Raw genomic sequence first — 25,525 nt, 5'->3', positions numbered from 1 at the left:
TATCGCTCCCTTTAGACGCGACGCTTCTTCGGCGGACGGCACCCGTTGTGCGGGATAGGCGTCACGTCGATGATGTTGGTGATCTTGTAGCCGACGTTGTTCAACGAACGCACGGCCGACTCACGGCCCGGACCCGGGCCCTTGATGCGGACTTCCAGCGACTTCACGCCGTAGTCCAGCGCAGCACGACCGGCCTTTTCAGCAGCCACCTGGGCAGCGAACGGGGTCGACTTGCGCGAACCGCGGAAGCCAGCGCCACCGGAGGTCGCCCACGACAGAGCGTTGCCCTGGCGGTCGGTGATGGTGACGATGGTGTTGTTGAACGAAGCGTGGACGTGGGCAACGCCGTCGGTGACGACGCGCTTGATCTTCTTCTTGGTCTTAGCAGCGGGCTTAGCCATTTCTCAGTCCCTTACTTCTTGATCGCCTTGCGCGGACCCTTGCGGGTGCGGGCGTTGGTACGGGTGCGCTGGCCACGCAGCGGGAGGCCACGACGGTGACGCAGGCCGCGGTAGCAGCCCAGGTCCATCAGGCGCTTGATCGCGATGCCGATTTCACGGCGCAGATCGCCTTCCACGATGTACTTGCCGACTTCGGCGCGCAGGCGCTCGATTTCCGGCTCCGACAGATCGCGGATCTTGGTAGTCGAAGCAACGCCTGCGACTTCGCAGACCTTCTTCGAACGGGTACGGCCGATGCCGTAAATGCTTTGCAACCCGACCCAGACGTGCTTCTGGGCTGGCAGGTTGACGCCTGCAATACGCGCCATGACGCGGTTCTCCAGCTGAGTGATGGCCGACAGCGCGCCTCGGGCACGCCAATCCGGCAGGATGGATCAAAAAAGTGAACTAGCGATACTAACAAGGTTCCGGTTTACATGGAAGCCCGTGAAACCATTGGTTTCATGAACCCGGCCTGGGGAGTGTGCCCAGGCTCCGGCGCCGGATGGGGTTGGACCTGGGGTTTCCCCCGGGGCCGCCCGCGCTACTCCAGCGCGGGACCACCTCATCACACCCCCACCCGGAACCGCTGCGGGGGCCGCCCTTCGTTTGTGTGGCCGGAGTCCGCGAAGCGGAGGGACCATCACGTCAGGAAGACGAAAGTATAACAGGCCAATCAGCCGCGGGCAAAACCGCCGCGGTTGCCGCCCTTCAGGTTGGCCTTCTTCAGCAGGCTCTCGTACTGGTGGGACATCAGGTGCGCCTGCACCTGGGCGATGAAGTCCATCACCACCACCACCACGATCAGCAGCGAAGTACCGCCGAAGTAGAACGAGGCGTTCAGCTGCGTGCGCATCAGTTCCGGCAGCAGGCAGACGATCACCAGGTAGGCCGAACCCGCTGCGGTCAGGCGGGTCAGCACACCGTCGATGTAGTCGGCGGTGGCCTTGCCCGGACGGATGCCCGGAATCAGCGCGCCCGACTTCTTCAGGTTGTCGGCGGTTTCCTGCGAGTTGAACACCAGCGCGGTATAGAAGAACGCGAAACCGGTGATCAGCGCGGCGAACACGATCATGTGCAGCGGCTCGCCCGGGCCCAGCGCATTGGCGACCTTCTGCAGGATCTGGCCGAAGCTGCTCTGGTTGGCGGCCTGGCCGGACCACATGGCCAGGGTGGCGGGGAAGGCCAGCAGGCTCGAGGCGAAGATCGCCGGGATGACGCCGGCCATGTTGAGCTTCAGCGGCAGGAACGAGGTCTGGTTCATGTACGCGTTGCGACCGCCCTGGCGGCGCGCGTAGTTGACCGTGATCCGGCGCTGGCCACGCTCGACGAACACCACGAAGAAGGTGAAGGCGAGCACGACGATGGCGATCAGCAGCAGCTGGATGAACTGGATGTTGCCGTCGCGGTAGGCGTCGAAGGTGTGGATGACCGCACCCGGCAGGCCGGCGACGATACCGGCGAAGATGATCAGCGACACGCCGTTGCCGATGCCGCGCTCGGTGACCTGCTCACCGACCCACATCAGGAACATGGTGCCGGCGGTCAGCGCGACCACGGCGGTGAGCACGAAGCCCATGCCCGGTGCGTACACGACCGGAGCGCCCGACGGCGAGACCTGGCCCTGCAGGGCCAGCGCGATCGAGCCGCCCTGCACCACTGCCAGCAGCACGGCGCCGATGCGCGAATACTGGGTGATCTTGCGACGGCCGGACTCACCTTCCTTCTGCATCGCCTTCAGGGCGGGGAAGATGTGCACGGCCAGCTGCATCACGATCGATGCCGAGATGTACGGCATCACGTTCAGCGCAAAGATGCTGAAACGGTGCAGGGCGCCGCCCGAGAACATGTTGAACATGTCCACGATGCCGCCGCCCTGCTGTTGCATCATGGCAAGCATGGCATCGGGATTGACGCCCGGCACCGGCACGTAGCAGCCGATGCGATAGACGATCAAAGCCCCGACGACGAACAGCAAACGTTGGCGAAGTTCAGTGAACTTGCCCATTCCGCCCGCGAGGTTACCGATGCCAGCTTGCGCCATGATTTTCTTACTCCGTTACGCTGCCGCCGGCAGCTTCGATCGCGGCCTTGGCACCAGCCGTGGCAGCAATACCCTTCAGGGTGAACGCCTTGGTCACTTCGCCCTTGACGACAACCTTGGCCTTCTTTGCGGTGCTCGGGACCAGCTTGGCAGCACGCAGGGCGGCGAAGTCGATCTCACCGGCCGGCAGCTTGTCCAGCGCGTACAGCAGCACTTCAGCGGTGTCCTTGGCGATCGGCGAACGGAAGCCGATCTTCGGCAGACGACGCTGCATGGGGGTCTGGCCGCCTTCGAAGCCAGCCTTGATCTTGCCGCCACCCTTACGGGCGAACGAACCCTTGTGGCCGCGGCCGGCAGTCTTGCCCAGGCCCGAGCCGATACCGCGACCGACGCGGGTGCGCTCGGTGCGGGCGCCCGGTGCCGGGCTCAGTTCATTGAGACGCAGAGTCATGATCGATTACTCCTCAACCTTGACGAGGTAGTGAACGGTGTTGATCAGACCGCGAACCTGCGGGCTGTCCTTCAGTTCACGCACATCGTTGAGCTTGTTCAGGCCCAGGGCACGCACCGACAGGCGGTGACGCGACTGGGTACCACGCAGGCCGCGCACCAGGCGCACCTTCACAGTCTTGTTGGACTCATTAGCCATGGTTGAGTTCCTCCACCTTCTTGCCGCGCTTGGCCGCGATGCGGGCCGGCGACTGCGCAGCAGACAGGCCCTTCACGGTGGCACGCACCAGGTTGATCGGGTTGCGCGAACCGGTGGCCTTGGCCAGCACGTTCTTCACGCCAACCGCTTCCAGCACGGCGCGCATGGCACCGCCGGCGATGACGCCGGTACCTTCGGAAGCCGGCTGCATGAACACGCGGGCTGCGCCGTGACCATCCTTGATGGTGTGCCACAGGGTGCCGTTGTTCAGGTCAACGCTGACCAGGTTCTTGCGGGCCTGTTCCATCGACTTCTGGATGGCGACCGGCACTTCGCGGGCCTTGCCATAGCCAAAACCGACCTTGCCTTCGCCGTCGCCGACCACGGTCAGGGCGGTGAAGGTGAACTGGCGGCCACCCTTGACGGTCTTGCTGACGCGGTTGACCGCGACCAGCTTTTCGATCATGCCGTCGTCGACTTTCTCTTCGCGGTTACGGTCGCGATCGCGACCCCGCTGCTGACGCTCTTCTGCCATTTTGATTCCTTGGTAGTTTGGGTATGTACGGCTCGGGGCCGCTTATGGTTGTGGAATGTCGCGTCGTTCCGGTGGGCCACTGCAGAAGAGCGGCGCCGTCCAGCCTCACTCAGGCTGGCGAGCAGGCGGGCAGGAGACCACTGGTCCCCTGCCCTTATCCCTTAGAACTGCAGGCCGGCTTCGCGGGCGGCTTCTGCCAGGGCCTTGATGCGGCCGTGGTAGCGGTAGCCCGAACGATCGAAGGCAACCTTCTCGACGCCGGCGGCCTTGGCGCGCTCAGCGACGATGCGGCCGACCTTGGCAGCGGCGTCGGCGTTCTTGCCGTTCTTCAGGCCTTCCATGACGTCGGTCTGGGTGGTGTTGGCGGCAGCCAGCACCTTGGAACCGTCGGCGGTGAAGACCTGGGCGTACAGGTGCTGGCCGGTGCGCAGCACCGACAGGCGGGCGACGCCGAGCTCACGGATGTGGGCGCGGGTCGACTTGGCGCGACGCAGGCGGGCGATGTTCTTGTTCATGATGTTTTTCCTTTGAAAGCGGAAGCGCCTAATTAGGCCTTCTTGGCTTCCTTACGGATGATGACTTCGTCGGAGTACTTCACGCCCTTGCCCTTGTACGGCTCCGGCTTGCGGAACGCACGGATCTTGGCGGCAACTTCACCGACGACCTGCTTGTCAGCGCCCTGGACCAGGATCTCGGTCTGGGTCGGGGTGGTGATGGTGATGCCTTCCGGCGCCACGAACACGACCGGGTGCGAGAAGCCCAGGGACAGGCTCAGGTCCTTGCCCTGCATGGCAGCGCGGTAACCCACGCCGACCAGCTCCAGCTTGCGCTCGAAGCCTTCGGACACGCCCTTGACCATGTTGGACAGGATCGCACGCACGGTACCGGTCAGTGCGACCAGGTCGGCGTTCTCGGTGCTCAGGGTGGCAACGCCGTTGTCGACGTTGATGGCAATACCGGCCGGCTTGGCCAGCGACAGGGTACCCTTCGGGCCCTTGGCGGTGACGCTGTCCGACTGGACGTTCAGTTCAACCTTACCCAGGTCGATCGGCTTCTTGGCTACGCGGGACATAGTTCTACTCCTTTCGCCTTAGGCCACGAAGCACAGGACTTCGCCGCCGACGCCCAGCTGGCGCGCCTGCGCATCAGTCATGATGCCCTTGGAGGTGGAAATGATGGAGATACCCAGGCCGTTCATGACCTTCGGCAGCTCGCTCTTGCCGCGGTACTGGCGCAGGCCCGAACGCGAGAAGCGCTTCAGGGTCGCGATGACCGGCTTGCCTTCGAAATACTTCAGCACGATTTCCAGCTCGGACTTGTTGTTTTCCAGCTGGGTCACGCGCAGGTCGGTGATGTAACCCTCGTCCTTCAGGACCTGGGCGATCGCAACCTTGATCTTGGACGACGGGGCTTTCACCGTCTGCTTGCCAACCGCGGCCGCATTCTTGATGCGGACCAGCAGGTCGGCGATGGGATCAGTCATGCTCATATGAGTACCTTTGAGTGCACCGATATCCGCTTTCGCGAAAATCTGTTGTCTCCTGGAAACGGGCCAGGTCCCTTGATGCAGCGGGCCGGAAGCCCACTCCTACAACCCCGTTTGCACAGGGCAAGACGCGGGAGTATACGCCAAAAGAGCCCGGCTTGCGCCGGGCTCTTCGGTTTTTTTGCGTCGGGAAGGCTGAATGCCTCCCCTGCCCGGTTCAGGAACCCCCGGAGGGGCTCCTGATCGCAGGGCCGGCTGGGATTACCAGCTGGCCTTGCGCAGACCCGGGACGTCGCCGCGCATGGTGGCTTCACGCAGCTTGTTACGGCCGAGGCCGAACTTGCTGTAGACGCCACGCGGACGACCCGACAGCTCGCAACGGTTGCGCTGGCGGCTCGGCGACGAATCGCGCGGCAGCTTGGCCAGCTTGGTTGCGGCGTCGATCTTCTCTTCGTAGGTCGCGTCCACGGAGGACACGATCTTCTTCAGAGCCGCACGCTTTTCAGCGTACTTCTTTGCCAGCTTTTCCCGCTTGATGTCGCGGTTGACCATGGAGGTCTTTGCCATTTCGGTTTCCTCGACAGATCAGTTACGGAACGGGAACTTGAACGCTGCCAGCAGCGCCTTCGCTTCCGCGTCGGTCTTCGCAGTGGTGGTGATGGCGATATCCATACCGCGGATCGCGTCGACGGCGTCGAAGTCGATTTCCGGGAAGATGATCTGCTCCTTCACACCCATGTTGAAGTTGCCGCGGCCGTCGAAGGAACGACCGGAAACACCACGGAAGTCGCGCACGCGCGGCAGCGAGATGTTGATCAGGCGATCCAGGAACTCGTACATCTTGTGGCGACGCAGCGTGGTCTTGCAGCCGATCGGCCAACCATCGCGGATCTTGAACGACGCAACCGACACACGCGACTTGGTGACAACCGGCTTCTGGCCGGAAATCTTGGTCATGTCGCCGACGGCGTTTTCCAGGATCTTCTTGTTGGTGGCCGCTTCGCCGACACCCATGTTCAGGGTGACCTTGACCAGCTTCGGCACTTCCATCGGATTGGTGTAGCCGAACTGCTTCATCAGCGCCGGCACCACTTCGTCCTTGTAGAACTTTTCGAGACGGGAACTCATCTTCTCATTCCTCAGGCGTCGAGCGCCTCACCGCTGGAGCGGAACACACGCAGTTTGCGTCCATCCTCCAGCACCTTGAAGCCAACGCGTTCGCCCTTGCCCGAAGCCGGGTTCAGGACATTCACGTTGGAGATATGGATCGAAGCTTCGCGCTCGACCACGCCGCCGGCAACACCTGCCTGCGGGTTCGGCTTGGTGTGGCGCTTGACGATGTTCACGTTGGCGACGACCACACGGTCGCCGTCGACGCGGACGACTTCGCCCTGCTTGCCCTTGTCCTTGCCAGCGTTGACGACAACCTGGTCGCCCTTCTTGATACGGTTAGCCATGATTATCTCCTGTCGCTCACAGCACTTCGGGAGCGAGCGAGACGATCTTCATGAACTTCTCCGAACGAAGTTCACGAGTCACCGGCCCGAAAATACGGGTACCGATCGGCTCCTGCTTGCTGTTCAGCAGAACGGCAGCGTTGCCGTCGAAGCGGATCAGCGAGCCGTCGGCGCGACGCACACCCTTGCGGGTACGCACCACGACGGCGTCATACACTTCACCCTTCTTGACCTTGCCGCGCGGAATCGCATCCTTCACGGTGACCTTGATGATGTCGCCGATGCCGGCGTAACGGCGCTTGGAACCACCCAGCACCTTGAAGCACATCACCTGCTTGGCACCCGAATTGTCCGCGACGTCAAGGTAGCTCTGCATCTGGATCATGATTCAGACTCCTTATTCAGCCGCACGCGTGATGACTTCCACCACGCGCCAGTTCTTGGTCTTGGACATCGGAGCAATCTCGGTCACGCGGACGACATCGCCTTCCTTGCAGGCGTTGTCGGCATCGTGGGCGTGCAGCTTGGTCGAGCGCTTGATGTACTTGCCGTACAGCGCGTGCTTGACCTGACGCTCAACCAGGACGGTAACCGTCTTGTCCATCTTGTTGCTGACGACACGGCCTTCGACCGTGCGCAGCGTCTTCTTTTCAGTATTGTCGCTCATAGCGGCCATCCTTACTTCGTGCTGCCGAGCAGGGTCTTGACGCGAGCAATCTCGCGACGGACCCGGCGAATGTCGTGGGTCTTCGGCAGCTGGCCGGTGACCTGCTGCATACGGACAGAGAACTGTTCCTTACGCAGGTCGATCAGGTGGGCCTTGAGTTCGTCAGCCGACTTTTCACGGAGAGTTTTGATATCCATCAGCGCACCGTACGGGTCACGAAAGTGGTGGTGACCGAGAGCTTGGCGGCGGCCAGGCGGAACGCCTCGCGAGCCACTTCCTCGGAAACACCCTCGATTTCATAGATCATGCGGCCGGGCTGGATCTGGGCCACCCAGTATTCCACGTTGCCCTTACCAGAACCCATTCGGACTTCGATGGGCTTCTTGGTGATGGGCTTGTCGGGGAACACGCGGATCCACATCTTGCCGCCGCGCTTGACGTAGCGGCTGATCGAGCGGCGGGCCGCTTCGATCTGGCGCGCGGTCAGCTGACCGTGTGCGGTTGCCTTCAGGCCGTATTCGCCGAAGCTGACAGCGTTGGCGCTCCAGCTCAGGCCATCGTTACGGCCCTTGTGTACCTTGCGGTACTTGGTTCGCTTGGGTTGCAACATTGTCGTTACCTCGCTTCACGGGCCGGGCGCTGACGGTCACCGCGGTCGCCGCGATCGTGACGATCGTTGCGCGACGGGGTGTCGTCCTGCTTTTCCTGGCCAACCTGGGAGAAATCGAAGACCTCGCCCTTGTAGATCCAGACCTTGATGCCGATGATGCCGTAGGTCGTCTTGGCTTCAGCGAAGCCATAGTCGATGTCGGCACGCAGGGTGTGCAGCGGCACGCGGCCTTCGCGGTACCACTCCGAACGGGCGATTTCTGCACCGTTGAGGCGGCCACCGACGTTGACCTTGATGCCCAGGGCACCCAGGCGCATCGCATTGCCGACCGAGCGCTTCATTGCACGGCGGAACATGATGCGACGCTCCAGCTGCTGGGCGATCGACTCGGCAACGAGCTGCGCGTCCAGTTCCGGCTTGCGCACTTCGGTGACGTTGATGTGCGCCGGGACGCCCATCATCTCGCTCACTTCCTTGCGCAGCTTCTCGATGTCCTCACCGCGCTTGCCGATCACCACGCCCGGACGGGCGGTGTGGATCGTCACGCGAGCGGTCTTGGCCGGACGCTCGATCAGGATCTTGCTGATGCCGGCCTGAGCCAGCTTCTTGCGCAGCATTTCGCGCACTTTCAGGTCGGCTGCCAGGTAACCAGCGAACTCGGCCTTGTTGGCGTACCACTTGGAGTTCCAGTCCTTGGAAATGCCGAGGCGGATACCAATCGGATGAACTTTATGACCCATGGTCTTTTCCTTATCCGCTTACTTGGCGGCGCCCACAACCACAGTGATGTGGCTGGTGCGCTTGAGGATGCGGGTACCGCGGCCTTTCGCCCGCGCCATGAAACGCTTCAGGGTCGGACCTTCATCAACCATGATGGTCTGAACCTTCAGCTCGTCGACGTCGGCGCCCTGGTTGTTCTCGGCATTTGCAATAGCCGACTCCACCACCTTCTTGATCAGGTGGGCAGCCTTCTTGTCCGAGAACTTCAGCAGGTTGACCGCACGCTCGGCCGGCAGACCGCGCACCTGGTCAGCGACCAGACGAGCCTTCTGCGGGGAGATGCGCGCAGTGCGCAGGATGGCTTTCGCTTCCATTGTCATCTCTCCTTACTTGCCCGACTTCTTGTCACCACCGTGACCCTTGAAGGTCCGGGTGATGGCAAATTCGCCGAGCTTGTGGCCGACCATGTTCTCGTTGACGAGAACCGGGATGTGGTTCTTGCCGTTATGCACGGCAATGGTGACGCCTACCATGTCAGGCAGGATCATCGAACGGCGCGACCAGGTCTTGATCGGCTTCTTGCTGCCCGCAGCGGCCTCCACCTTCTTGACGAGGTGGTGATCGACGAACGGGCCCTTCTTGAGTGAACGTGCCATGGTCGATTAGCCCCTACGATCGCGGACGATGAACTGCTGAGTGCGCTTGTTATGGCGCGTCTTGTAACCCTTGGTCGGGACACCCCACGGGGTGACCGGATGCGGGTTACCCTGGCCGGCCTTGGCCTCACCACCACCGTGCGGGTGGTCAACCGGGTTCATGGCAGCACCACGAACGGTCGGGCGGACGCCGCGCCAACGCTTGGCACCGGCCTTGCCCAGCTTTTCCAGGCTGTGCTCGTCGTTGCCGACTTCGCCGATGGTGGCGCAGCACTCGACCGGAACCTTGCGCATTTCACCCGAGCGCAGGCGCAGGGTGGCGTAGATGCCTTCGCGAGCCACCAGCTGCACGGCCGCACCAGCGGCGCGAGCGATCTGAGCGCCCTTGCCCGGCTTCAGTTCGATGCAGTGGATGGTGGTGCCGACCGGGATGTTGCGCAGCGGCAGGGTGTTGCCAGCCTTGATCGGGGCATCCGAACCAGCGATCACCTGATCACCAGCCTTCAGGCCCTTCGGGGCGATGATGTAGCGACGCTCACCGTCGACGTAGCACAGCAGAGCGATGTGGGCGGTGCGGTTCGGATCGTACTCGATGCGTTCCACGCGCGCCGGGATGCCCAGCTTGTTGCGCTTGAAGTCGATGATGCGGTAGTGCTGCTTGGCACCACCACCGACGTGACGCACGGTGATGCGGCCATGGTGGTTACGACCACCCGAGCGGCTCTGCGACTCGACCAGCGCGGCGTGCGGAGCACCCTTGTGCAGGTCGGGAGTGACCACGCGCACGGCCGAACGGCGGCCGGGGGAAGTGGGCTTGAATTTCATCAATGGCATGGGATGTACCTCAGGCCTTGGCCGTTACATCGATCGACTGGCCATCGGCCAGGCGAACGTACGCCTTGCGCCAATCGCCGCGGCGGCCAGCACGGTTACGGAAGGACTTGTTCTTGCCCTTGACGTTGACCACGTTGACGGCTTCGACCTTGACGTCGAACAGCTGCTCAACCGCGGCCTTTACATCGGCCTTGGTGGCTTCGTTCGAAACTTCGAAGACATACTGGTTGGAGAGTTCCTGCAGGCGCGCGGTCTTTTCGGAGACACGCGGGGCACGCAGCACGCTGAAGATTTTTTCGTTGCTGTTCATGCCAGCCACTCCTCGACCTTCTTGACCGCGTCAGCGGTGATGACGACCGTGTCGGCACCCACCAGCGAGACCGGATCCAGACCCTGGACGTCACGCACCTGCACGTACGGCAGATTGCGGGCGGACAGGTACAGGTGCTCGGACGCTTCTTCGGTGACGATCAGCGGGCGCTTGCCCACTTCCAGGCCGGCCAGCTTGGCGATCAGACCCTTCGTGTTGGTCACTTCGACGTCGAAGGACTCCACGATGGTCAGACGGCCCTGACGGTTCAGCTCGGACAGGATCGCGCACATGGCGGCACGGTACTGCTTGCGATTGACCTTCTGCTCGAAGCTGCGCGGCTTGGCCGCGAAGGTGACACCGCCGCCGACGAAGATCGGAGCCGTCAGTGCGCCATGACGCGCGCCGCCGCCCTTCTGCTTCTTCGACTTCTTGGTGGTACCAGCCACTTCAGAGCGAGTCTTCTGTGCCTTGGTGCCGGCGCGACCGGCGTTGCGGTAAGCAACGACGACCTGGTGGACCAGATCTTCGCTGAAATCGCGACCGAACACGGCTTCGGAGACCGAGACCTTGTTGTTGCTACCCGTGATAACGAGTTCCATCGTCATCTCTCCTTATGCCTTGCTCGCCGGACGGACGATCACATCGCCACCCGCCGCGCCCGGAACGGCGCCGCGAACCGCGATCAGACCGCGCTCGACGTCGACCTTGACCACTTCCAGGTTCTGGGTGCTCTGCTGCACCGCGCCCATGTGGCCCGACATCTTCTTGCCCGGGAAAACGCGACCCGGGGTCTGGCGCTGGCCCAGCGAACCCGGCGCGCGATGCGACAGCGAGTTACCGTGGGTTGCATCGCCCATACGGAAGTTGTGGCGCTTGATGGTGCCCTGGAAGCCCTTACCCTTGGTGACACCCTGGACGTCGACGATCTGGCCGACTTCGAAGATGTCCGCCTTGACTTCGCCGCCAACGGCGAAATCGCCGAGCTGCGCGTCTTCAACGCGGAATTCCCACAGGCCACGACCCGCTTCCACCTTCGCCTTGGCGAAGTGGCCGGCTTCCGGCTTGTTGACCAGGGCAGCGCGACGCGCGCCGACGGTCACCTGCACGGCGCTGTAGCCGTCGGTTTCGACGGTCTTGATCTGCGCGATGCGGTTCGGGGTTGCTTCGATCAGGGTCACCGGGATGGAGCGGCCATCTTCAGTGAACACGCGGCTCATGCCAGCCTTGCGGCCCACGAAGCCCAACGAATACTTCTTCGTCATGGTCGTAGTCCTCAGGTCAGCTTGATCTGAACGTCGACGCCGGCAGCCAGTTCGAGCTTCATCAGCGCGTCCACGGTCTTGTCATTCGGGTCAACGATATCGAGCACGCGCTTGTGCGTGCGGGTCTCGTACTGGTCACGCGCGTCCTTGTCGACGTGCGGGGAAACGAGAACGGTGTAACGCTCGATCTTGGTCGGCAGCGGGATCGGGCCACGCACTTGCGCGCCGGTCCGCTTTGCCGTTTCAACGATCTCGCTGGCCGAACGGTCGATCAGACGATGATCGAACGCTTTCAGCCGGATCCGGATCTTTTGGTCCGCCATGGCGGTAGGTTCCTTCGTTAAAAGAGCGACAGACAAAGCCTCTGGGTTGCTTTGTCCCATGAAATTCCTGAATACGGACGCCCCACACTCCTGCAGGCCGCCAAGGTCACTCCATGGACCTCAAAAACGTAGGCAGACCCGTTCCCAGGCCTGCCCAGACGTAGAAGCATAATGGCACGCAAGGCAGCTGTCAACAGTCGCCTGTTGACGCCGCCTGAATGGCATTGACCCTTCCTGGTCCGGGGAACACAAGGCACATCCTGTGCCTGCTTTCCCATTTGATACGCCCCGATGCCCTACCCAGGCAACATCGGGGCGCAGATACTACCAGATTACTCGATGATCTTCGAGACCACGCCGGCGCCGACGGTACGGCCGCCTTCGCGGATGGCGAAGCGCAGGCCTTCGTCCATTGCCACCGGGTTGATCAGGGTGACGACCATCTTGACGTTGTCACCCGGCATCACCATTTCGACGCCTTCCGGCAGAGCAGCTGCGCCGGTGATGTCGGTGGTGCGGAAGTAGAACTGCGGACGGTAGCCGTTGAAGAACGGGGTGTGACGGCCACCCTCGTCCTTCGACAGGACGTAGACTTCGCCTTCGAACTTGGTGTGCGGCTTGATCGAACCCGGCTTGGCCAGGACCTGGCCACGCTCGACGTCGTCACGCTTGGTGCCGCGCAGCAGCAAGCCAGCGTTGTCGCCCGCCTGACCCTGGTCCAGCAGCTTGCGGAACATTTCAACGCCGGTCACGGTGGTCTTCTGCACCGGACGGATGCCGACGATTTCGATTTCGTCGCCAACCTTGATCACGCCGCGCTCGATACGACCGGTCACCACGGTGCCGCGGCCCGAGATCGAGAACACGTCTTCCACCGGCATCAGGAACGGCTTGTCGATCGCACGCTCCGGCTCCGGGATCCAGCTGTCCAGGGCGTCGACCAGCTTCAGGATGGCCGGCACGCCGATGTCGCTCTGGTCGCCTTCCAGCGCCAGACGGGCCGAACCGGCGATGATCGGGGTGTCGTCGCCCGGGAAGTCGTACTTGCTCAGCAGCTCGCGCACTTCCATCTCGACCAGCTCGAGCAGCTCGGCGTCGTCAACCATGTCGGCCTTGTTCAGGAACACGACGATGTACGGCACGCCGACCTGACGCGACAGCAGGATGTGCTCGCGGGTCTGCGGCATCGGGCCGTCAGCGGCCGAGCACACCAGGATCGCGCCGTCCATCTGGGCGGCACCGGTGATCATGTTCTTGACGTAGTCAGCATGGCCCGGGCAATCGACGTGGGCGTAGTGACGGACCGGGGATTCGTATTCGACGTGCGCGGTCGAGATCGTGATGCCACGAGCCTTTTCTTCCGGAGCGGCGTCGATCGAGGAGTAATCCTTGAACTCGCCACCGAAGCGCTCGGCACCGATCTTGGTCAGTGCAGCGGTCAGCGTGGTCTTGCCGTGGTCGACGTGACCGATGGTGCCGACGTTGACGTGCGGCTTGGTGCGCTCGAACTTACCCTTTGCCATTGTTCTATACCTTGATTGTTCGTAAGTGGTTTCAAGAGAGGCTGAGCGAGGCTCAGCCCTTCTTCATGACGGCTTCGGCGATGTTGGTCGGCGCCGGCTCGTAGTGATCGAATTCCATGGTGAAGGTGGCGCGGCCCTGGGTCTGCGAACGCAGCGCAGTGGCGTAGCCGAACATTTCACCCAGCGGGATCATCGCGTTGATGATGCTGGCCGAACCGTCACCGGTGGTGTCGGAACCCTGCAGCACGCCGCGACGACGGCTGACGTCGCCCATCACGTCACCCTGGTAATCCTCCGGGGTCACGATCTCGACCTTCATGATCGGCTCCAGCAGCACCGGCTTGGCCTTGGCGAAGCCCTGCTTGAAGGCCATCGACGAAGCCAGCTTGAACGCCATTTCCGAGGAGTCGACGTCGTGGTACGAACCGAACACCAGCTTCACCTTGACGTCCACGACCGGGAAGCCAGCCAGCGGACCGCTGGTGATGGTTTCGCGCAGGCCCTTCTCAACCGACGGAATGAATTCCTTCGGGATCACGCCGCCGGTGATGTCGTTGATGAACAGGAAGTCGTCCTTGATGGCCGGAGCCAGCTTCGGATCGGCACGGTCGGCAGCGGTGATCGGCGACAGTTCGATCACGACGTGACCGTACTGACCCTTACCACCGGACTGCTTGGCGTGCTTGTAGTCCGACTTGACGTCGGCCAGGGTGATGGTTTCGCGGTAGGCCACCTGCGGCGCGCCGACGTTGGCTTCAACGTTGAACTCGCGCTTCAGGCGGTCGACGATGATGTCCAGGTGCAGCTCGCCCATGCCCGAGATGATGGTCTGGCCGGATTCTTCGTCGGTCTTGACGCGGAACGACGGATCTTCCTGCGCCAGACGGCCCAGGGCCAGACCCATCTTTTCCTGGTCCGACTTGGTCTTCGGCTCGACGGCCATCGAGATCACCGGCTCCGGGAACGTCATGCGCTCCAGGATGATCGGGGCGTCCACGGCGCACAGGGTGTCACCGGTGGTGGTGTCCTTCAGGCCCACGGCAGCGGCGATGTCACCAGCCAGAACTTCCTTGATTTCCTCGCGGTTGTTCGAGTGCATCTGCAGGATGCGGCCGATGCGCTCCTTCTTGCCCTTCACCGAGTTCAGCACGGTGTCGCCACCGTTCAGGGTGCCCGAGTAGACACGGAAGAAGGTCAGCGCGCCGACGAACGGGTCGGTGATGATCTTGAAGGCCAGCGACGAGAACGGAGCCTTGTCGTCCGACTTGCGGGTCATTTCGACGGTGTCGTCGTCAACGTCCACGCCCTTCACGTCCGGCACGTCGACCGGCGACGGCAGCAGCTGGATCACGCCGTCCAGCATGGCCTGCACGCCCTTGTTCTTGAAGGCCGAGCCGCAGTACATCGGCACGATCTCGGTGGCCAGGGTGCGGGTACGCAGCGCGTTGATGATTTCAGCCTCGGCCAGCTCTTCGCCGCCCAGGTACTTTTCCATCAGCTCTTCGCTGGCTTCGGCAGCGGTCTCGACCATGAACTGGCGAGCCTCTTCAGCCGGACCCTGCAGCTCGGCCGGGATTTCACCGTACTCGAACTTCATGCCCTGCGAAGCCTCATCCCAATGGATGGCCTTCATCTTCAGCAGGTCGACAACGCCCTTGAAGTTGTCTTCAGCGCCGATCGGCAGCTGCATCGGCACGGCAACCGCGCCCAGCTTGGCCTTCAGCTGGCCGACGACCTTCTGGAAGTTGGCACCGGTGCGGTCCATCTTGTTGACGAACGCGATGCGCGGCACGTGGTACTTGTTGGCCTGGCGCCACACGGTTTCCGACTGCGGCTGCACGCCACCGACGGCGCACAGGACGAAGACAGCACCGTCGAGCACGCGCAGCGAGCGCTCCACTTCGATGGTGAAGTCGACGTGCCCGGGGGTGTCGATGATGTTGAAGCGGTGCTCCGGCAGGGACTTGTCCATGCCCTTCCAGAACGCGGTGGTGGCAGCGGACTGGATCGTGATGCCACGCTCCTGCTCCTGCTCCATCCAGTCCATGGTGGCGGCGCCGTCATGCACTTCACCGATCTTGTGGCTCTTGCCGGTGTAGAACAGGATGCGCTCGGACGTGGTGGTCTTGCCGGCATCGATGTGAGCCATGATGCCGAAGTTACGGTAACGCTCGATGGGAGTGGAACGGGCCACGGGAGCCTCTCAGATTTCTTGGATTTCGGATGGCCGAACGCCGCCTTTCGGCGGCCTTCGGATTGGCGCAGTCCTTCTGGGACCGCGAGGCAGCACGCACCGAAGTGGTGCTGCCCTGCCTGTTTTACAAGGCCGTCAAACTCACCAGCGGTAGTGGGCGAATGCCTTGTTGGCTTCGGCCATGCGGTGGGTTTCTTCGCGCTTCTTGATGGCGCCGCCACGGTTTTCCGAGGCGTCGATCAGTTCAGCAGCCAGCTTCTTCGGCATGGTGTTCTCACCACGCTTGCGCGCGGAGTCGATCAGCCAGCGCATGGCCAGGGCCATCTTGCGCGACGAACGCACTTCGACCGGCACCTGGTAGGTGGCACCACCGACGCGGCGCGACTTGACTTCGACCGCCGGAGCGACGTTGTCCAGAGCCTTCTGCACCAGTTCAATGGCGTTGGCGCTGCTGTTCTTCTCGGTGATCACGTCCATGGCGCCGTACACGATCTTTTCGGCGACGGACTTCTTGCCGCTCTGCATGACCATGTTGATGAAGCGGGCGATGGTTTCGCTTCCGTGCTTAGGATCGGGCAGGACGGAACGCTGCGGAGTATTACCCTTACGCGACATAGTGCTCTCTCCTTATGCCTTCGGACGCTTGGCGCCGTACTTGGAACGGGCCTGGCGACGCTTGGCAACGCCGGCGGCGTCGAGCGAGCCACGAACGGTGTGGTAACGCACACCCGGCAGGTCCTTGACGCGACCGCCGCGGATCAGGACCACGGAGTGCTCCTGCAGGTTGTGGCCTTCACCACCGATGTAGGAAATCACTTCTTCCTGGTTGGTCAGGCGGACCTTGGCAACCTTGCGCAGAGCCGAGTTCGGCTTCTTCGGAGTGGTGGTGTAGACACGGGTGCAGACGCCACGGCGCTGCGGGCACTTGTCGAGCGCCGGCGAGGCACTCTTGTAGGTGGTCGCTTGCCGCGGCTTGCGGACCAGCTGGTTGATCGTCGCCATCAGTAGGTTCTTCTGATTGGTGGCCGGAAAATCCGACCAGAGATGCGGAAATGTTAAAGCAGGCCAAAATTCTGGCCTGCTGAGACAGACGATTGTAGCAACCTGCCAGGAAAGCAGTCAAACGCCTCCTGTCAAGCCCGTTCCTGATCCCGGAACGTTACTGGGGGGCCTCCATGTACCCCGTTCAGGTTGGCAGGGGTGATCGCGGACGACCTCCCCTGCCCTTTCCCAATCCCATCGATGAACCGATGGGTGGTCCGGCCTTGCGGCCGGACCGGATACCTCATTCTTCGCCCGAGGCCTGTTCAGCTTCGGCTTCAACCACCGGTGCCTCGACCACGGCCGGGGTGCCGGCCAGGGTCTGCATTTCCGACTCGGTGAGACCGGAAGCGCCGCGACGGCGGTTGCTGTGGTACGCCAGGCCGGTACCGGCCGGAATCAGGCGACCCACGATGACGTTTTCCTTCAGGCCACGCAGGTTGTCCGAGGTGCCGCGGACGGCCGCTTCGGTCAGCACGCGGGTGGTTTCCTGGAACGACGCGGCCGAGATGAACGATTCGGTCGCCAGCGAGGCCTTGGTGATACCCAGCAGGACCGGATCGAAGTGCGCCGGCAGCTCGTTGCGGGTCGACAGGCGCGCATTCTCCTCGATAACGCGCTGACGCTCCACCTGTTCGCCGTTCAGGAACTTGCTGCTGCCCTGGTCGGTGATCTCGACCTTGCGCAGCATCTGGCGGGTGATCACCTCGATGTGCTTGTCGTTGATCTTCACGCCCTGCAGGCGGTACACGTCCTGGATTTCCTTCACCAGGTAGGCAGCCAGCGGTTCGACACCCAGCAGGCGCAGGATGTCCTGCGGGCTCGGCTCGCCGTCCACGATGGTTTCACCCTTGGTGACATGCTCGCCTTCGAACACGATGACCTGGCGGTACTTCGGGATCAGCTCTTCGTGCTCCGAACCATCGGTGTCCTTGATGATCAGACGCTGCTTGCCCTTGGTGTCCTTGCCGAAGCTGATGATGCCCGAACGCTCGGCCAGCACCGCCGGATCCTTCGGCTTGCGCGCTTCGAACAGGTCGGCCACGCGCGGCAGACCACCGGTGATGTCGCGGGTCTTCGACGCTTCCTGCGGGATCTTGGCGACCACGTCACCCACGCCGACGGCAGCGCCGTCCTGCAGGTTGACGATCGAGCGCGGCGGCAGCAGGTACTGCGCCGGCAGATCGGTGCCCGGGATCGACAGGTCGTTGCCCTTGGCGTCGACGATGCGCACGATCGGGCGCAGGTCCTTGGCCTGGGTACCACGACGCTTCGGATCGGTGATTTCGCGCGAAGCGAGGCCGGTCAGCTCATCGGTCTTCTCGATGACGGTGATGCCGTCGACGAAGTCGATGAAGCGGATGAAGCCGGCCACTTCCGACACGATCGGGTGGTTATGCGGATCCCAGTTGGCCACGGTCTGGCCAGCCTTGATCGCATCACCGTCCTTCGAGGTGATGGTCGCACCGTACGGCAGCTTGTAACGCTCACGCTCACGGCCGTGGGCATCGAGCACCGAGATTTCGCCCGAGCGCGACACTGCCACCAGCGAGCCGTTGGCGTGCTCGACGGACTTGAGGTTGCTGAACTTGACCGAGCCGGTGGTCTTGACGGTGATGTTGTCGACCGCAGCAGCTCGCGACGCCGCACCACCGATGTGGAACGTACGCATGGTCAGCTGGGTACCCGGCTCACCGATGGACTGGGCGGCGATGACGCCGACCGCTTCACCGATGTTGACCAGATGGCCACGGGCCAGATCGCGGCCGTAGCAGCGCGAGCAGACACCGAAGGCCGACTCACAGGAGATGGTCGAGCGGACCTTGATGGTCTGCACGCCGGCATCTTCCAGCTTGGCAACCCAGGCTTCGTCCAGCAGGGTGTTGCGGGTGACGATCGGATCTTCGTCGTTGCCCGGCAGGAACACGTCCTCGGCAACCACGCGGCCCAGCACGCGGTCCTTCAGCGGCTCGACCACGTCGCCGCCTTCCACGATCGGGGTCATGATCAGGCCTTCGGTGGTACCGCAATCCACCTCGGTGATCACCACGTCCTGCGCGACGTCGACCAGACGACGGGTCAGGTAACCCGAGTTCGCGGTCTTCAGCGCGGTATCGGCCAGACCCTTACGGGCACCGTGGGTGGAGTTGAAGTACTCCTGCACGTTCAGGCCTTCGCGGAAGTTCGCCTTGATGGGCGTCTCGATGATCGAGCCGTCCGGACGCGCCATCAGGCCACGCATACCGGCCAGCTGACGGATCTGCGCCTGCGAACCACGCGCACCGGAGTCGGCCATGATGTACAGCGAGTTCATCGACTTCTGGTCGATGGTCTCACCCTTGGCATTGACCACCTTCTCGGTACCGATGGTGTCCATCATCGCCTTGGCGATGCGCTCGTTGGTGCGCGACCAGATGTCGACCACCTTGTTGTAGCGCTCGCCGGCGGTGACCAGGCCCGACTGGTACTGCTCCTGGATTTCCAGCACTTCGGCTTCGGCCTCGGTGAGGATGCCCTTCTTCTCGTCCGGGATCAGCATGTCGTCGATGCCGATCGAGACGCCGGCGCGGGTCGCGTAGGCGAAGCCGGTGTACATCAGCTTGTCGGCGAACACGACCGTGTCCTTCAGGCCCAGCTGGCGGTAGCTGGAGTTGATCAGGCGGCTGATGTTCTTCTTGGTCAGCTCGGTGTTGGCCAGCGCGAACGGCAGGCCTTCCGGCAGGATTTCAGCCAGCAGGGCGCGACCGATCGTGGTGTCCACGATCGAGGTCTTGTTCTGCTTGATGCCGTCTTCGTCGGTCACCACTTCGGTGATGCGGACCTTGACGCGTGCGTGCAGTTCCACCACGCGGTTGTCGTAGGCGCGCTTGACTTCGGCGATGTTGGCGAAGGCCATGCCCTCGCCCTTCTTGTTTTCCAGCGAGCGGGTCATGTAGTACAGACCCAGCACGACGTCCTGCGACGGCACGATGATCGGCTCGCCGTTGGCCGGCGACAGGATGTTGTTGGTCGACATCATCAGCGCACGCGCTTCCAGCTGGGCTTCCAGCGAGAGCGGCACGTGGACGGCCATCTGGTCACCGTCGAAGTCGGCGTTGAACGCGGTGCAGACCAGCGGGTGCAGCTGGATGGCCTTGCCTTCGATCAGCACCGGCTCGAACGCCTGGATGCCCAGACGGTGCAGGGTCGGCGCGCGGTTCAGCATCACCGGATGCTCGCGGATGACCTCTTCCAGGATGTCCCAGACTTCGGCTTCTTCGCGCTCGACCAGCTTCTTGGCGGCCTTGATGGTGGTGGCCAGGCCACGGCGCTGCAGCTTGGCGAAGACGAACGGCTTGAACAGCTCCAGCGCCATCTTCTTCGGCAGGCCGCACTGGTGCAGGCGCAGGTACGGACCGACCACGATGACCGAACGGCCCGAGTAGTCGACGCGCTTGCCCAGCAGGTTCTGGCGGAAGCGACCCTGCTTGCCCTTGATCATGTCGGCCAGCGACTTCAGCGGGCGCTTGTTGGTGCCGGTGATGGCACGGCCACGACGGCCGTTGTCCAGCAGCGCATCGACCGATTCCTGCAGCATGCGCTTTTCATTGCGCACGATGATGTCCGGCGCGCTCAGTTCGAGCAGGCGGCGCAGGCGGTTGTTACGGTTGATGACGCGGCGGTACAGGTCGTTCAGGTCGGAGGTCGCGAAACGTCCGCCGTCCAGCGGAACCAGCGGACGCAGGTCCGGCGGCAGCACCGGCAGCACGGTCATGACCATCCACTCCGGACGGTTGCCCGATTCCAGGAAGGCTTCGATCAGCTTGATGCGCTTGGTGAGGCGCTTGAGCTTGGTTTCCGAACCGGTAGCAGCGATTTCCTCGCGCAGGCGGGTCATTTCCGACTGCAGGTCGATCGTGCGCAGCAGTTCGTACACGGCCTCGGCGCCCATGGCGGCGTCGAAGTCGTCACCGTGCTCCTGGCGGGCCTGCAGGTACTGTTCTTCGGTCAGCAGCTGGCGGCGCTCCAGGGCGGTCAGGCCCGGCTCGGTCACCACGTAGGCTTCGAAGTACAGCACGCGCTCGATGTCGCGCAGGGTCATGTCCAGCATCAGGCCGATGCGCGACGGCAGCGACTTCAGGAACCAGATGTGCGCGACCGGCGAAGCCAGGTCGATGTGGCCCATGCGCTCGCGGCGCACCTTGGCCAGGGTCACTTCGGTGCCGCACTTTTCGCAGACCACGCCGCGGTGCTTCATGCGCTTGTACTTGCCGCACAGGCACTCGTAGTCCTTCACCGGGCCGAAGATGGCGGCGCAGAACAGGCCATCGCGTTCCGGCTTGAAGGTACGGTAGTTGATGGTTTCCGGCTTCTTCACTTCGCCGAAGGACCACGAACGGATCAGGTCCGGCGAAGCCAGCGCGATCTTGATCGCGTCGAAGTCCAGCGTCTGGCGCTGCTGGTTGAAGAGGTTGAGCAGGTCTTTCATGGTGTTCTCCAGAAGGAGGAATGCTGTGTCGATGGGCTTTCAGTTGACTGCCAGCGGCGCGGCGGCGGACCGCCGCGCCGGCATGGATCAGTTGTCTTCCAGTTCCATGTTGATGGCCAGCGAGCGGATTTCCTTCACGAGCACGTTGAAGGATTCCGGCATGCCCGCGACCATCTCGTGCTCACCGTCGACGATGTTCTTGTACATCTGGTTGCGGCCCTGCACGTCATCGGACTTCACCGTCAGCATTTCCTGCAGGGTGTAGGCCGCGCCGTAGGCTTCCAGCGCCCAGACTTCCATTTCACCGAAGCGCTGGCCGCCGAACTGCGCCTTGCCGCCCAGCGGCTGCTGGGTAACGAGCGAGTACGGACCGGTCGAACGGGCGTGCATCTTGTCGTCGACCAGGTGGTTCAGCTTCAGGTAGTGCATGTAACCAACGGTGGTGTGGCGATCAAACGCTTCACCGGTGCGGCCGTCGTACAGCTGGGTCTGGCCACTGCTCGGCAGGTCGGCCAGTTCCAGCATGCGCTTGATTTCCGCTTCGGTGGCGCCGTCGAACACCGGGGTGGCCATCGGGACGCCGTCGGTCAGGTTACGGGCCAGGCGCAGCAGCTCCTCGTCGCTGAACTGCGACAGGTCGACACGGTTGGCCACGTTGGTGTCGTCGTGGTTGTAGATGTCGTCCAGGAACTTGCGCAGGTCGGCAACGGCGGCCTGGGCTTCCATCATCGCCTGGATCTTGCGACCCAGACCCTTGGCCGCCCAGCCCAGGTGCACTTCCAGAATCTGGCCGATGTTCATACGCGACGGCACGCCCAGCGGGTTCAGCACGATGTCCACGGTCTCGCCCGAGGCCATGTACGGCATGTCCTCGACCGGCACCACGTTGGAGACCACACCCTTGTTGCCGTGGCGGCCTGCCATCTTGTCGCCCGGCTGGATGCGGCGCTTCACGGCCAGGAACACCTTGACCATCTTCAGCACGCCCGGGGCGAGGTCGTCGCCGGCGGTGATCTTGCCGCGCTTGTCGGCGAAGCGACGCTCGAATTCCTTCTCGTGCGCCTGGATCTGCTTCTGCGCGCGCTCGATGGCTTCCGAAGCGTCTTCGTCCTTCATGCGCAGGGCGAACCAGTCAGCCTTCTTCAGGCCGTCCAGGAAGGCGTCGGTGATCACGTCACCCTTCTTCAGGCCAGCGCCACCGTTGACCACCTTGCCCACGATCTGCGAACGCAGACGCATGTAGATGGCCGCTTCCAGGATGCGGAACTGGTCGTCGAAGTCCTTCTTGACGCGCTTGATTTCAGATTCTTCGATCTGGCGGGCGCGCTTGTCCTTCTCGATGCCGTCGCGGGTGAAGACCTGCACGTCGATGACGGTGCCGTCCATGCCCGGCGGAACGCGCAGCGAGCTGTCCTTCACGTCCGAAGCCTTCTCGCCGAAGATCGCGCGCAGCAGCTTCTCTTCCGGGGTCAGCTGGCTTTCGCCCTTCGGGGTGACCTTGCCGACCATGATGTCGCCGGCGCGGACTTCGGCACCGATGTACACCACGCCGCTCTCGTCCAGGCGGTTCAGCGCCTGCTCGGAGACGTTCGGGATGTCGGCGGAGATTTCCTCCGGCCCCAGCTTGGTGTCACGCGCGACGCAGGTCAGCTCTTCGATGTGGATCGTGGTGTAACGATCCTCTTCCACCACGCGCTCGGAGAGCAGGATGGAGTCTTCGAAGTTGTAGCCGTTCCACGGCATGAACGCGATCAGCATGTTCTGGCCCAGGGCCAGTTCGCCGATGTCGGTGGACGGACCGTCGGCCAGCACGTCGCCGCGGGCGATGACGTCACCCACCTGGACCAGTGGACGCTGGTTGATGCAGGTGTTCTGGTTCGAACGGGTGTACTTGACCAGGTTGTAGATGTCCACGCCTGCGTCGGTGGCGCCAACGATCTCTTCCTCGTTGACCTTGACCACGATGCGGGCGGCGTCGATCTGCACGATCTCGCCACCACGGCGGGCGTTCACGGTCACGCCGGAGTCACGCGCCACCGCGCGCTCGATGCCGGTACCAACCAGCGGCTTCTGCGCACGCAGGGTCGGCACGGCCTGGCGCTGCATGTTGGCGCCCATCAGTGCGCGGTTCGCATCATCGTGCTCCAGGAACGGAACCAGCGCGGCCGCGATCGACACGGTCTGCATCGGCGAGACGTCCATGAAGTGGACTTCCGCCGGCGGCTTCAGCAGCGATTCGCCCTGGAAGCGGCACGGCACGAACTGCTCGGTCAGCACGCTGTCGGCATTGGTCAGGGCGTTGGCCTGCGCAATGACGTACTCGTTTTCTTCGATGGCCGACAGGAACTCGACTTCGTCATAGACCTTGCCGTCCACGACCTTGCGGTACGGGGTCTCGAGGAAACCGTACTGGTTGGTGCGGGCGTACACGGCCAGCGAGTTGATCAGGCCGATGTTCGGGCCTTCCGGGGTTTCGATGGTGCAGACGCGGCCGTAATGGGTCGGGTGCACGTCGCGCACTTCGAAGCCGGCGCGCTCACGGGTCAGACCGCCCGGGCCCAGGGCCGAGACGCGACGCTTGTGGGTCACTTCCGACAGCGGGTTGTTCTGGTCCATGAACTGCGACAGCTGCGAGGAGCCGAAGAACTCCTTGATGGCAGCGGCGACCGGCTTGGCGTTGATCAGCTCCTGCGGGGTCAGGCCTTCGGACTCGGCCATCGACAGGCGCTCCTTGACCGCGCGCTCGACGCGGACCAGGCCGACGCGGAACACGTTCTCGGCCATTTCGCCGACCGAACGCACGCGACGGTTGCCCAGGTGGTCGATGTCGTCGACCACGCCGCGACCGTTGCGGATCTCGGTCAGGACCTTGATCACGTCCAGGATGTCGGAGCTGTCGCCGTGGGCGGCAACCAGGCGCTTGGACTCTTCGTCGTTGCGCTCACCGAAGTACTTGCTGTCGTACAGCACGGCTTCGCCCGTGGTTTCCTTGCGGCCCACGCGACGGTTGAACTTCATGCGGCCGACCGCGGACAGGTCGTAGCGCTCGAAGGTGAAGAACAGGTTGTGGAACAGGTTCTGCGCGGCGTCCTTGGTCGGCGGCTCGCCCGGACGCATCATGCGGTAGATCTCGACCAGGGCTTCCAGCTGGGTCTTGGTCGGGTCGATGCGCAGGGTGTTGGACAGGTACGGGCCACGATCCAGGTCGTTCACCCACAGGGTGCCGACCGCATCAACACCGGCCTTGCGGAAGTTCTGCAGCTGCTCGTCGCTGATCTCGTCGTTGGCCTGCGCCAGCAGTTCGCCGGTCGAGGCATCGACCACGTCGTGCGACAGGATGCGGCCGACGATGTAGTCGTCCGGCACGGCCAGGGCGGCGATGCCCGAGGCTTCCAGCTGCTTGATGTGGCGCGCGGTGATGCGCTTGCCGGCTTCCACGATGACCTTGTCGCCGTCGGCGAGGTCGAAGCCCAGGGTTTCGCCACGCAGGCGCTCCGGCACCAGCTCCAGCTGGACGCCTTCATCCGGGTTGATATGGAAGGTGTTGATCTCGAAGAACTCGGCCAGCATCTCTTCGTTGCTGTAGCCGAGCGCGCGCAGCAGGATCGACACCGGCAGCTTGCGGCGGCGGTCGATACGGGTGAACAGCGCGTCCTTCGGGTCGAACTCGAAGTCCAGCCAGGAACCGCGGTAAGGAATGATGCGGGCGCTGTACAGCAGCTTGCCCGAGCTGTGGGTCTTGCCACGGTCGTGGTCGAAGAACACGCCCGGCGAGCGGTGCAGCTGCGAGACGATGACGCGCTCGGTGCCGTTGACGATGAAGGTGCCGTTCTCGGTCATCAGCGGGATTTCGCCCAGATAGACCTCCTGCTCCTTCACGTACTTGATGGCCTTGGTCGACGACTCACGGTCGTAGATCACCAGGCGCACGGTCACGCGCAGCGGGGCGCCGTAGCTCATGCCACGCTGGCGGCACTCGCGCTCGTCGAAGACCGGTTCGCCCAGCTTGTAGCCGACGTATTCCAGGGCAGCATTGCCGCTGTAGCTGGCGATCGGGAAGACCGACTTCAGCGCAGCGTGCAGGCCGTGGTCCGTGCGCTTGGCCGGATCGACGTTTTCCTGCAGGAATTCACGGTAGGAATCCACCTGGATGGCGAGCAGGAACGGCACTTCGAGAATCGAGCGCTGCTTGCCGAAATCCTTGCGGATACGCTTTTTTTCGGTGAACGAATAGGACGTCATGAGGTCTTCCACCTTGTTGTGCGGGCCGTGCGTCCACGACCCAGAAGGAAACTTGAAATTG

General features: G+C 63.1%; 30 protein-coding genes. All 30 read right to left on the bottom strand.

All coding sequences use genetic code 11. The features are described from left to right. Positions 1–11: 11 nt before the first annotated feature. The 30 genes from rpsK to rpoB all read right to left on the bottom strand — a co-directional run bounded on the left by rpsK (position 12) and on the right by rpoB (position 25,464). Positions 12–401, bottom strand: coding sequence for a 30S ribosomal protein S11 (rpsK, locus tag QP552_RS04070; RefSeq protein ID WP_004145443.1), 390 nt, complete (start codon positions 399–401; stop codon positions 12–14). An 11-nt stretch (positions 402–412) separates the two neighbouring features. Continuing rightward, positions 413–769, bottom strand: a complete 357-nt coding sequence (gene rpsM / locus QP552_RS04065) for a 30S ribosomal protein S13 (RefSeq protein ID WP_004154500.1) — start codon at positions 767–769, stop codon at positions 413–415. A gap of 347 nt (positions 770–1,116) precedes the next feature. Then, the gene (gene secY, locus QP552_RS04060; protein ID WP_004154499.1) at positions 1,117–2,484 is read right to left on the bottom strand and encodes a preprotein translocase subunit SecY; all 1,368 of its coding nucleotides are present in this window, start codon (positions 2,482–2,484) and stop codon (positions 1,117–1,119) included. A gap of 7 nt (positions 2,485–2,491) precedes the next feature. Beyond that, entirely contained in the window at positions 2,492–2,935 is a 444-nt protein-coding gene (gene rplO / locus QP552_RS04055; protein WP_004154498.1) for a 50S ribosomal protein L15, read from the bottom strand. A gap of 6 nt (positions 2,936–2,941) precedes the next feature. After that, positions 2,942–3,133, bottom strand: coding sequence for a 50S ribosomal protein L30 (gene rpmD, locus QP552_RS04050; protein ID WP_004154497.1), 192 nt, complete (start codon positions 3,131–3,133; stop codon positions 2,942–2,944). Further along, positions 3,126–3,668, bottom strand: a complete 543-nt coding sequence (gene rpsE, locus QP552_RS04045; RefSeq protein WP_004145411.1) for a 30S ribosomal protein S5 — start codon at positions 3,666–3,668, stop codon at positions 3,126–3,128. Before rpsE ends, rpmD begins: the two co-directional genes overlap by 8 nt. Before the next feature lie 161 nt (positions 3,669–3,829). After that, a complete protein-coding gene (gene rplR, locus QP552_RS04040) occupies positions 3,830–4,183 on the bottom strand; it encodes a 50S ribosomal protein L18 (protein ID WP_005408212.1) in 354 nt (117 codons plus the stop codon). A gap of 32 nt (positions 4,184–4,215) precedes the next feature. Then, the gene (rplF, locus tag QP552_RS04035) at positions 4,216–4,740 is read right to left on the bottom strand and encodes a 50S ribosomal protein L6 (protein ID WP_099551229.1); all 525 of its coding nucleotides are present in this window, start codon (positions 4,738–4,740) and stop codon (positions 4,216–4,218) included. A gap of 18 nt (positions 4,741–4,758) precedes the next feature. Continuing rightward, positions 4,759–5,157 carry a 30S ribosomal protein S8 gene (rpsH, locus tag QP552_RS04030; protein ID WP_005408210.1) on the bottom strand — a complete coding sequence of 133 codons (399 nt, stop codon included), beginning with the start codon at positions 5,155–5,157 and terminating at the stop codon, positions 4,759–4,761. Positions 5,158–5,415: 258 nt separating this feature from the next. Then, positions 5,416–5,721, bottom strand: coding sequence for a 30S ribosomal protein S14 (gene rpsN / locus QP552_RS04025; protein WP_005408209.1), 306 nt, complete (start codon positions 5,719–5,721; stop codon positions 5,416–5,418). Positions 5,722–5,739: 18 nt separating this feature from the next. Beyond that, complete coding sequence (rplE, locus tag QP552_RS04020) at positions 5,740–6,282, bottom strand: 50S ribosomal protein L5 (protein ID WP_004154491.1); 543 nt, start codon at positions 6,280–6,282, stop codon at positions 5,740–5,742. Positions 6,283–6,293: 11 nt separating this feature from the next. Next, positions 6,294–6,611 (bottom strand): 50S ribosomal protein L24, encoded by a 318-nt coding sequence (rplX, locus tag QP552_RS04015; RefSeq protein WP_004154490.1) that lies wholly within the window; start codon positions 6,609–6,611, stop codon positions 6,294–6,296. Between the two features lie 16 nt (positions 6,612–6,627). Continuing rightward, positions 6,628–6,996: a 50S ribosomal protein L14 gene (gene rplN, locus QP552_RS04010; RefSeq protein WP_004145357.1), complete on the bottom strand. Its 369-nt coding sequence runs from the start codon at positions 6,994–6,996 to the stop codon at positions 6,628–6,630. A 12-nt stretch (positions 6,997–7,008) separates the two neighbouring features. Next, positions 7,009–7,278: a 30S ribosomal protein S17 gene (gene rpsQ / locus QP552_RS04005; RefSeq protein ID WP_004154489.1), complete on the bottom strand. Its 270-nt coding sequence runs from the start codon at positions 7,276–7,278 to the stop codon at positions 7,009–7,011. Positions 7,279–7,289: 11 nt separating this feature from the next. Then, positions 7,290–7,475: a 50S ribosomal protein L29 gene (gene rpmC / locus QP552_RS04000; protein WP_004154487.1), complete on the bottom strand. Its 186-nt coding sequence runs from the start codon at positions 7,473–7,475 to the stop codon at positions 7,290–7,292. Beyond that, entirely contained in the window at positions 7,475–7,888 is a 414-nt protein-coding gene (gene rplP, locus QP552_RS03995) for a 50S ribosomal protein L16 (protein WP_004154486.1), read from the bottom strand. Before rplP ends, rpmC begins: the two co-directional genes overlap by 1 nt. A gap of 5 nt (positions 7,889–7,893) precedes the next feature. Then, entirely contained in the window at positions 7,894–8,628 is a 735-nt protein-coding gene (gene rpsC / locus QP552_RS03990; protein WP_004145350.1) for a 30S ribosomal protein S3, read from the bottom strand. An 18-nt stretch (positions 8,629–8,646) separates the two neighbouring features. Next, on the bottom strand, positions 8,647–8,982 hold the full coding sequence (gene rplV, locus QP552_RS03985) for a 50S ribosomal protein L22 (protein WP_004145348.1): 336 nt from the start codon (positions 8,980–8,982) through the stop codon (positions 8,647–8,649). 12 nt (positions 8,983–8,994) lie between these two features. Then, positions 8,995–9,264, bottom strand: coding sequence for a 30S ribosomal protein S19 (gene rpsS / locus QP552_RS03980; RefSeq protein ID WP_004154485.1), 270 nt, complete (start codon positions 9,262–9,264; stop codon positions 8,995–8,997). 6 nt (positions 9,265–9,270) lie between these two features. Further along, on the bottom strand, positions 9,271–10,098 hold the full coding sequence (gene rplB, locus QP552_RS03975; protein WP_004145339.1) for a 50S ribosomal protein L2: 828 nt from the start codon (positions 10,096–10,098) through the stop codon (positions 9,271–9,273). A 10-nt stretch (positions 10,099–10,108) separates the two neighbouring features. Next, positions 10,109–10,408 (bottom strand): 50S ribosomal protein L23, encoded by a 300-nt coding sequence (gene rplW, locus QP552_RS03970; RefSeq protein WP_004145338.1) that lies wholly within the window; start codon positions 10,406–10,408, stop codon positions 10,109–10,111. Continuing rightward, positions 10,405–11,010 (bottom strand): 50S ribosomal protein L4, encoded by a 606-nt coding sequence (gene rplD / locus QP552_RS03965; RefSeq protein WP_049432779.1) that lies wholly within the window; start codon positions 11,008–11,010, stop codon positions 10,405–10,407. The genes rplW and rplD overlap by 4 nt, the downstream gene beginning before the upstream one ends. Positions 11,011–11,022: 12 nt before the next feature. Further along, on the bottom strand, positions 11,023–11,673 hold the full coding sequence (gene rplC, locus QP552_RS03960) for a 50S ribosomal protein L3 (protein WP_004145336.1): 651 nt from the start codon (positions 11,671–11,673) through the stop codon (positions 11,023–11,025). Between the two features lie 11 nt (positions 11,674–11,684). Next, the gene (gene rpsJ / locus QP552_RS03955; RefSeq protein WP_005408208.1) at positions 11,685–11,996 is read right to left on the bottom strand and encodes a 30S ribosomal protein S10; all 312 of its coding nucleotides are present in this window, start codon (positions 11,994–11,996) and stop codon (positions 11,685–11,687) included. A 332-nt stretch (positions 11,997–12,328) separates the two neighbouring features. Then, a complete protein-coding gene (tuf, locus tag QP552_RS03950) occupies positions 12,329–13,519 on the bottom strand; it encodes an elongation factor Tu (protein ID WP_004154360.1) in 1,191 nt (396 codons plus the stop codon). Between the two features lie 52 nt (positions 13,520–13,571). After that, entirely contained in the window at positions 13,572–15,713 is a 2,142-nt protein-coding gene (fusA, locus tag QP552_RS03945; RefSeq protein ID WP_005408207.1) for an elongation factor G, read from the bottom strand. Positions 15,714–15,854: 141 nt separating this feature from the next. Beyond that, positions 15,855–16,328 (bottom strand): 30S ribosomal protein S7, encoded by a 474-nt coding sequence (rpsG, locus tag QP552_RS03940; protein WP_004145321.1) that lies wholly within the window; start codon positions 16,326–16,328, stop codon positions 15,855–15,857. A gap of 12 nt (positions 16,329–16,340) precedes the next feature. Continuing rightward, positions 16,341–16,715 carry a 30S ribosomal protein S12 gene (rpsL, locus tag QP552_RS03935; RefSeq protein WP_004145320.1) on the bottom strand — a complete coding sequence of 125 codons (375 nt, stop codon included), beginning with the start codon at positions 16,713–16,715 and terminating at the stop codon, positions 16,341–16,343. A gap of 283 nt (positions 16,716–16,998) precedes the next feature. Further along, on the bottom strand, positions 16,999–21,222 hold the full coding sequence (gene rpoC, locus QP552_RS03930; protein ID WP_111113205.1) for a DNA-directed RNA polymerase subunit beta': 4,224 nt from the start codon (positions 21,220–21,222) through the stop codon (positions 16,999–17,001). Between the two features lie 87 nt (positions 21,223–21,309). Continuing rightward, positions 21,310–25,464 (bottom strand): DNA-directed RNA polymerase subunit beta, encoded by a 4,155-nt coding sequence (gene rpoB / locus QP552_RS03925; protein WP_049432754.1) that lies wholly within the window; start codon positions 25,462–25,464, stop codon positions 21,310–21,312. Positions 25,465–25,525 lie beyond the last annotated feature (61 nt).

Origin of the sequence: Stenotrophomonas sp. 59 (genome assembly GCF_030291095.1) — a bacterium.
GTDB lineage: Bacteria > Pseudomonadota > Gammaproteobacteria > Xanthomonadales > Xanthomonadaceae > Stenotrophomonas > Stenotrophomonas maltophilia_Q.
The sequence above is the reverse complement of the archived record's forward strand: the minus strand, read 5'-3'. Positions and strand labels throughout refer to the sequence as shown.

What these genes read in the sequence shown, in the direction of transcription:
- rplR (WP_005408212.1), bottom strand. Translation starts at nt 4,183, where the DNA reads ATGAACAAGAACATCGCCCGCCTGCGTCGCGCCAAGTCGACCCGCGCC.
- secY (WP_004154499.1), bottom strand. Translation starts at nt 2,484, where the DNA reads ATGGCGCAAGCTGGCATCGGTAACCTCGCGGGCGGAATGGGCAAGTTC.
- rpsC (WP_004145350.1), bottom strand. Translation starts at nt 8,628, where the DNA reads ATGGGTCATAAAGTTCATCCGATTGGTATCCGCCTCGGCATTTCCAAG.
- rpsH (WP_005408210.1), bottom strand. Translation starts at nt 5,157, where the DNA reads ATGAGCATGACTGATCCCATCGCCGACCTGCTGGTCCGCATCAAGAAT.
- rplF (WP_099551229.1), bottom strand. Translation starts at nt 4,740, where the DNA reads ATGTCCCGCGTAGCCAAGAAGCCGATCGACCTGGGTAAGGTTGAACTG.
- rpsS (WP_004154485.1), bottom strand. Translation starts at nt 9,264, where the DNA reads ATGGCACGTTCACTCAAGAAGGGCCCGTTCGTCGATCACCACCTCGTC.
- rplP (WP_004154486.1), bottom strand. Translation starts at nt 7,888, where the DNA reads ATGTTGCAACCCAAGCGAACCAAGTACCGCAAGGTACACAAGGGCCGT.
- rplE (WP_004154491.1), bottom strand. Translation starts at nt 6,282, where the DNA reads ATGAGTTCCCGTCTCGAAAAGTTCTACAAGGACGAAGTGGTGCCGGCG.
- rplX (WP_004154490.1), bottom strand. Translation starts at nt 6,611, where the DNA reads ATGGCTAACCGTATCAAGAAGGGCGACCAGGTTGTCGTCAACGCTGGC.
- rplW (WP_004145338.1), bottom strand. Translation starts at nt 10,408, where the DNA reads ATGAACAGCAACGAAAAAATCTTCAGCGTGCTGCGTGCCCCGCGTGTC.
- rpmC (WP_004154487.1), bottom strand. Translation starts at nt 7,475, where the DNA reads ATGGATATCAAAACTCTCCGTGAAAAGTCGGCTGACGAACTCAAGGCC.
- rpsE (WP_004145411.1), bottom strand. Translation starts at nt 3,668, where the DNA reads ATGGCAGAAGAGCGTCAGCAGCGGGGTCGCGATCGCGACCGTAACCGC.
- rpmD (WP_004154497.1), bottom strand. Translation starts at nt 3,133, where the DNA reads ATGGCTAATGAGTCCAACAAGACTGTGAAGGTGCGCCTGGTGCGCGGC.
- rpsG (WP_004145321.1), bottom strand. Translation starts at nt 16,328, where the DNA reads ATGTCGCGTAAGGGTAATACTCCGCAGCGTTCCGTCCTGCCCGATCCT.
- rpoC (WP_111113205.1), bottom strand. Translation starts at nt 21,222, where the DNA reads ATGAAAGACCTGCTCAACCTCTTCAACCAGCAGCGCCAGACGCTGGAC.
- rpsJ (WP_005408208.1), bottom strand. Translation starts at nt 11,996, where the DNA reads ATGGCGGACCAAAAGATCCGGATCCGGCTGAAAGCGTTCGATCATCGT.
- rpsL (WP_004145320.1), bottom strand. Translation starts at nt 16,715, where the DNA reads ATGGCGACGATCAACCAGCTGGTCCGCAAGCCGCGGCAAGCGACCACC.
- rplC (WP_004145336.1), bottom strand. Translation starts at nt 11,673, where the DNA reads ATGACGAAGAAGTATTCGTTGGGCTTCGTGGGCCGCAAGGCTGGCATG.
- rpoB (WP_049432754.1), bottom strand. Translation starts at nt 25,464, where the DNA reads ATGACGTCCTATTCGTTCACCGAAAAAAAGCGTATCCGCAAGGATTTC.
- rpsM (WP_004154500.1), bottom strand. Translation starts at nt 769, where the DNA reads ATGGCGCGTATTGCAGGCGTCAACCTGCCAGCCCAGAAGCACGTCTGG.
- tuf (WP_004154360.1), bottom strand. Translation starts at nt 13,519, where the DNA reads ATGGCAAAGGGTAAGTTCGAGCGCACCAAGCCGCACGTCAACGTCGGC.
- rplV (WP_004145348.1), bottom strand. Translation starts at nt 8,982, where the DNA reads ATGGAAGCGAAAGCCATCCTGCGCACTGCGCGCATCTCCCCGCAGAAG.
- rplO (WP_004154498.1), bottom strand. Translation starts at nt 2,935, where the DNA reads ATGACTCTGCGTCTCAATGAACTGAGCCCGGCACCGGGCGCCCGCACC.
- rpsN (WP_005408209.1), bottom strand. Translation starts at nt 5,721, where the DNA reads ATGGCAAAGACCTCCATGGTCAACCGCGACATCAAGCGGGAAAAGCTG.
- rplN (WP_004145357.1), bottom strand. Translation starts at nt 6,996, where the DNA reads ATGATCCAGATGCAGAGCTACCTTGACGTCGCGGACAATTCGGGTGCC.
- rpsK (WP_004145443.1), bottom strand. Translation starts at nt 401, where the DNA reads ATGGCTAAGCCCGCTGCTAAGACCAAGAAGAAGATCAAGCGCGTCGTC.
- rplD (WP_049432779.1), bottom strand. Translation starts at nt 11,010, where the DNA reads ATGGAACTCGTTATCACGGGTAGCAACAACAAGGTCTCGGTCTCCGAA.
- rpsQ (WP_004154489.1), bottom strand. Translation starts at nt 7,278, where the DNA reads ATGAGCGACAATACTGAAAAGAAGACGCTGCGCACGGTCGAAGGCCGT.
- rplB (WP_004145339.1), bottom strand. Translation starts at nt 10,098, where the DNA reads ATGCCATTGATGAAATTCAAGCCCACTTCCCCCGGCCGCCGTTCGGCC.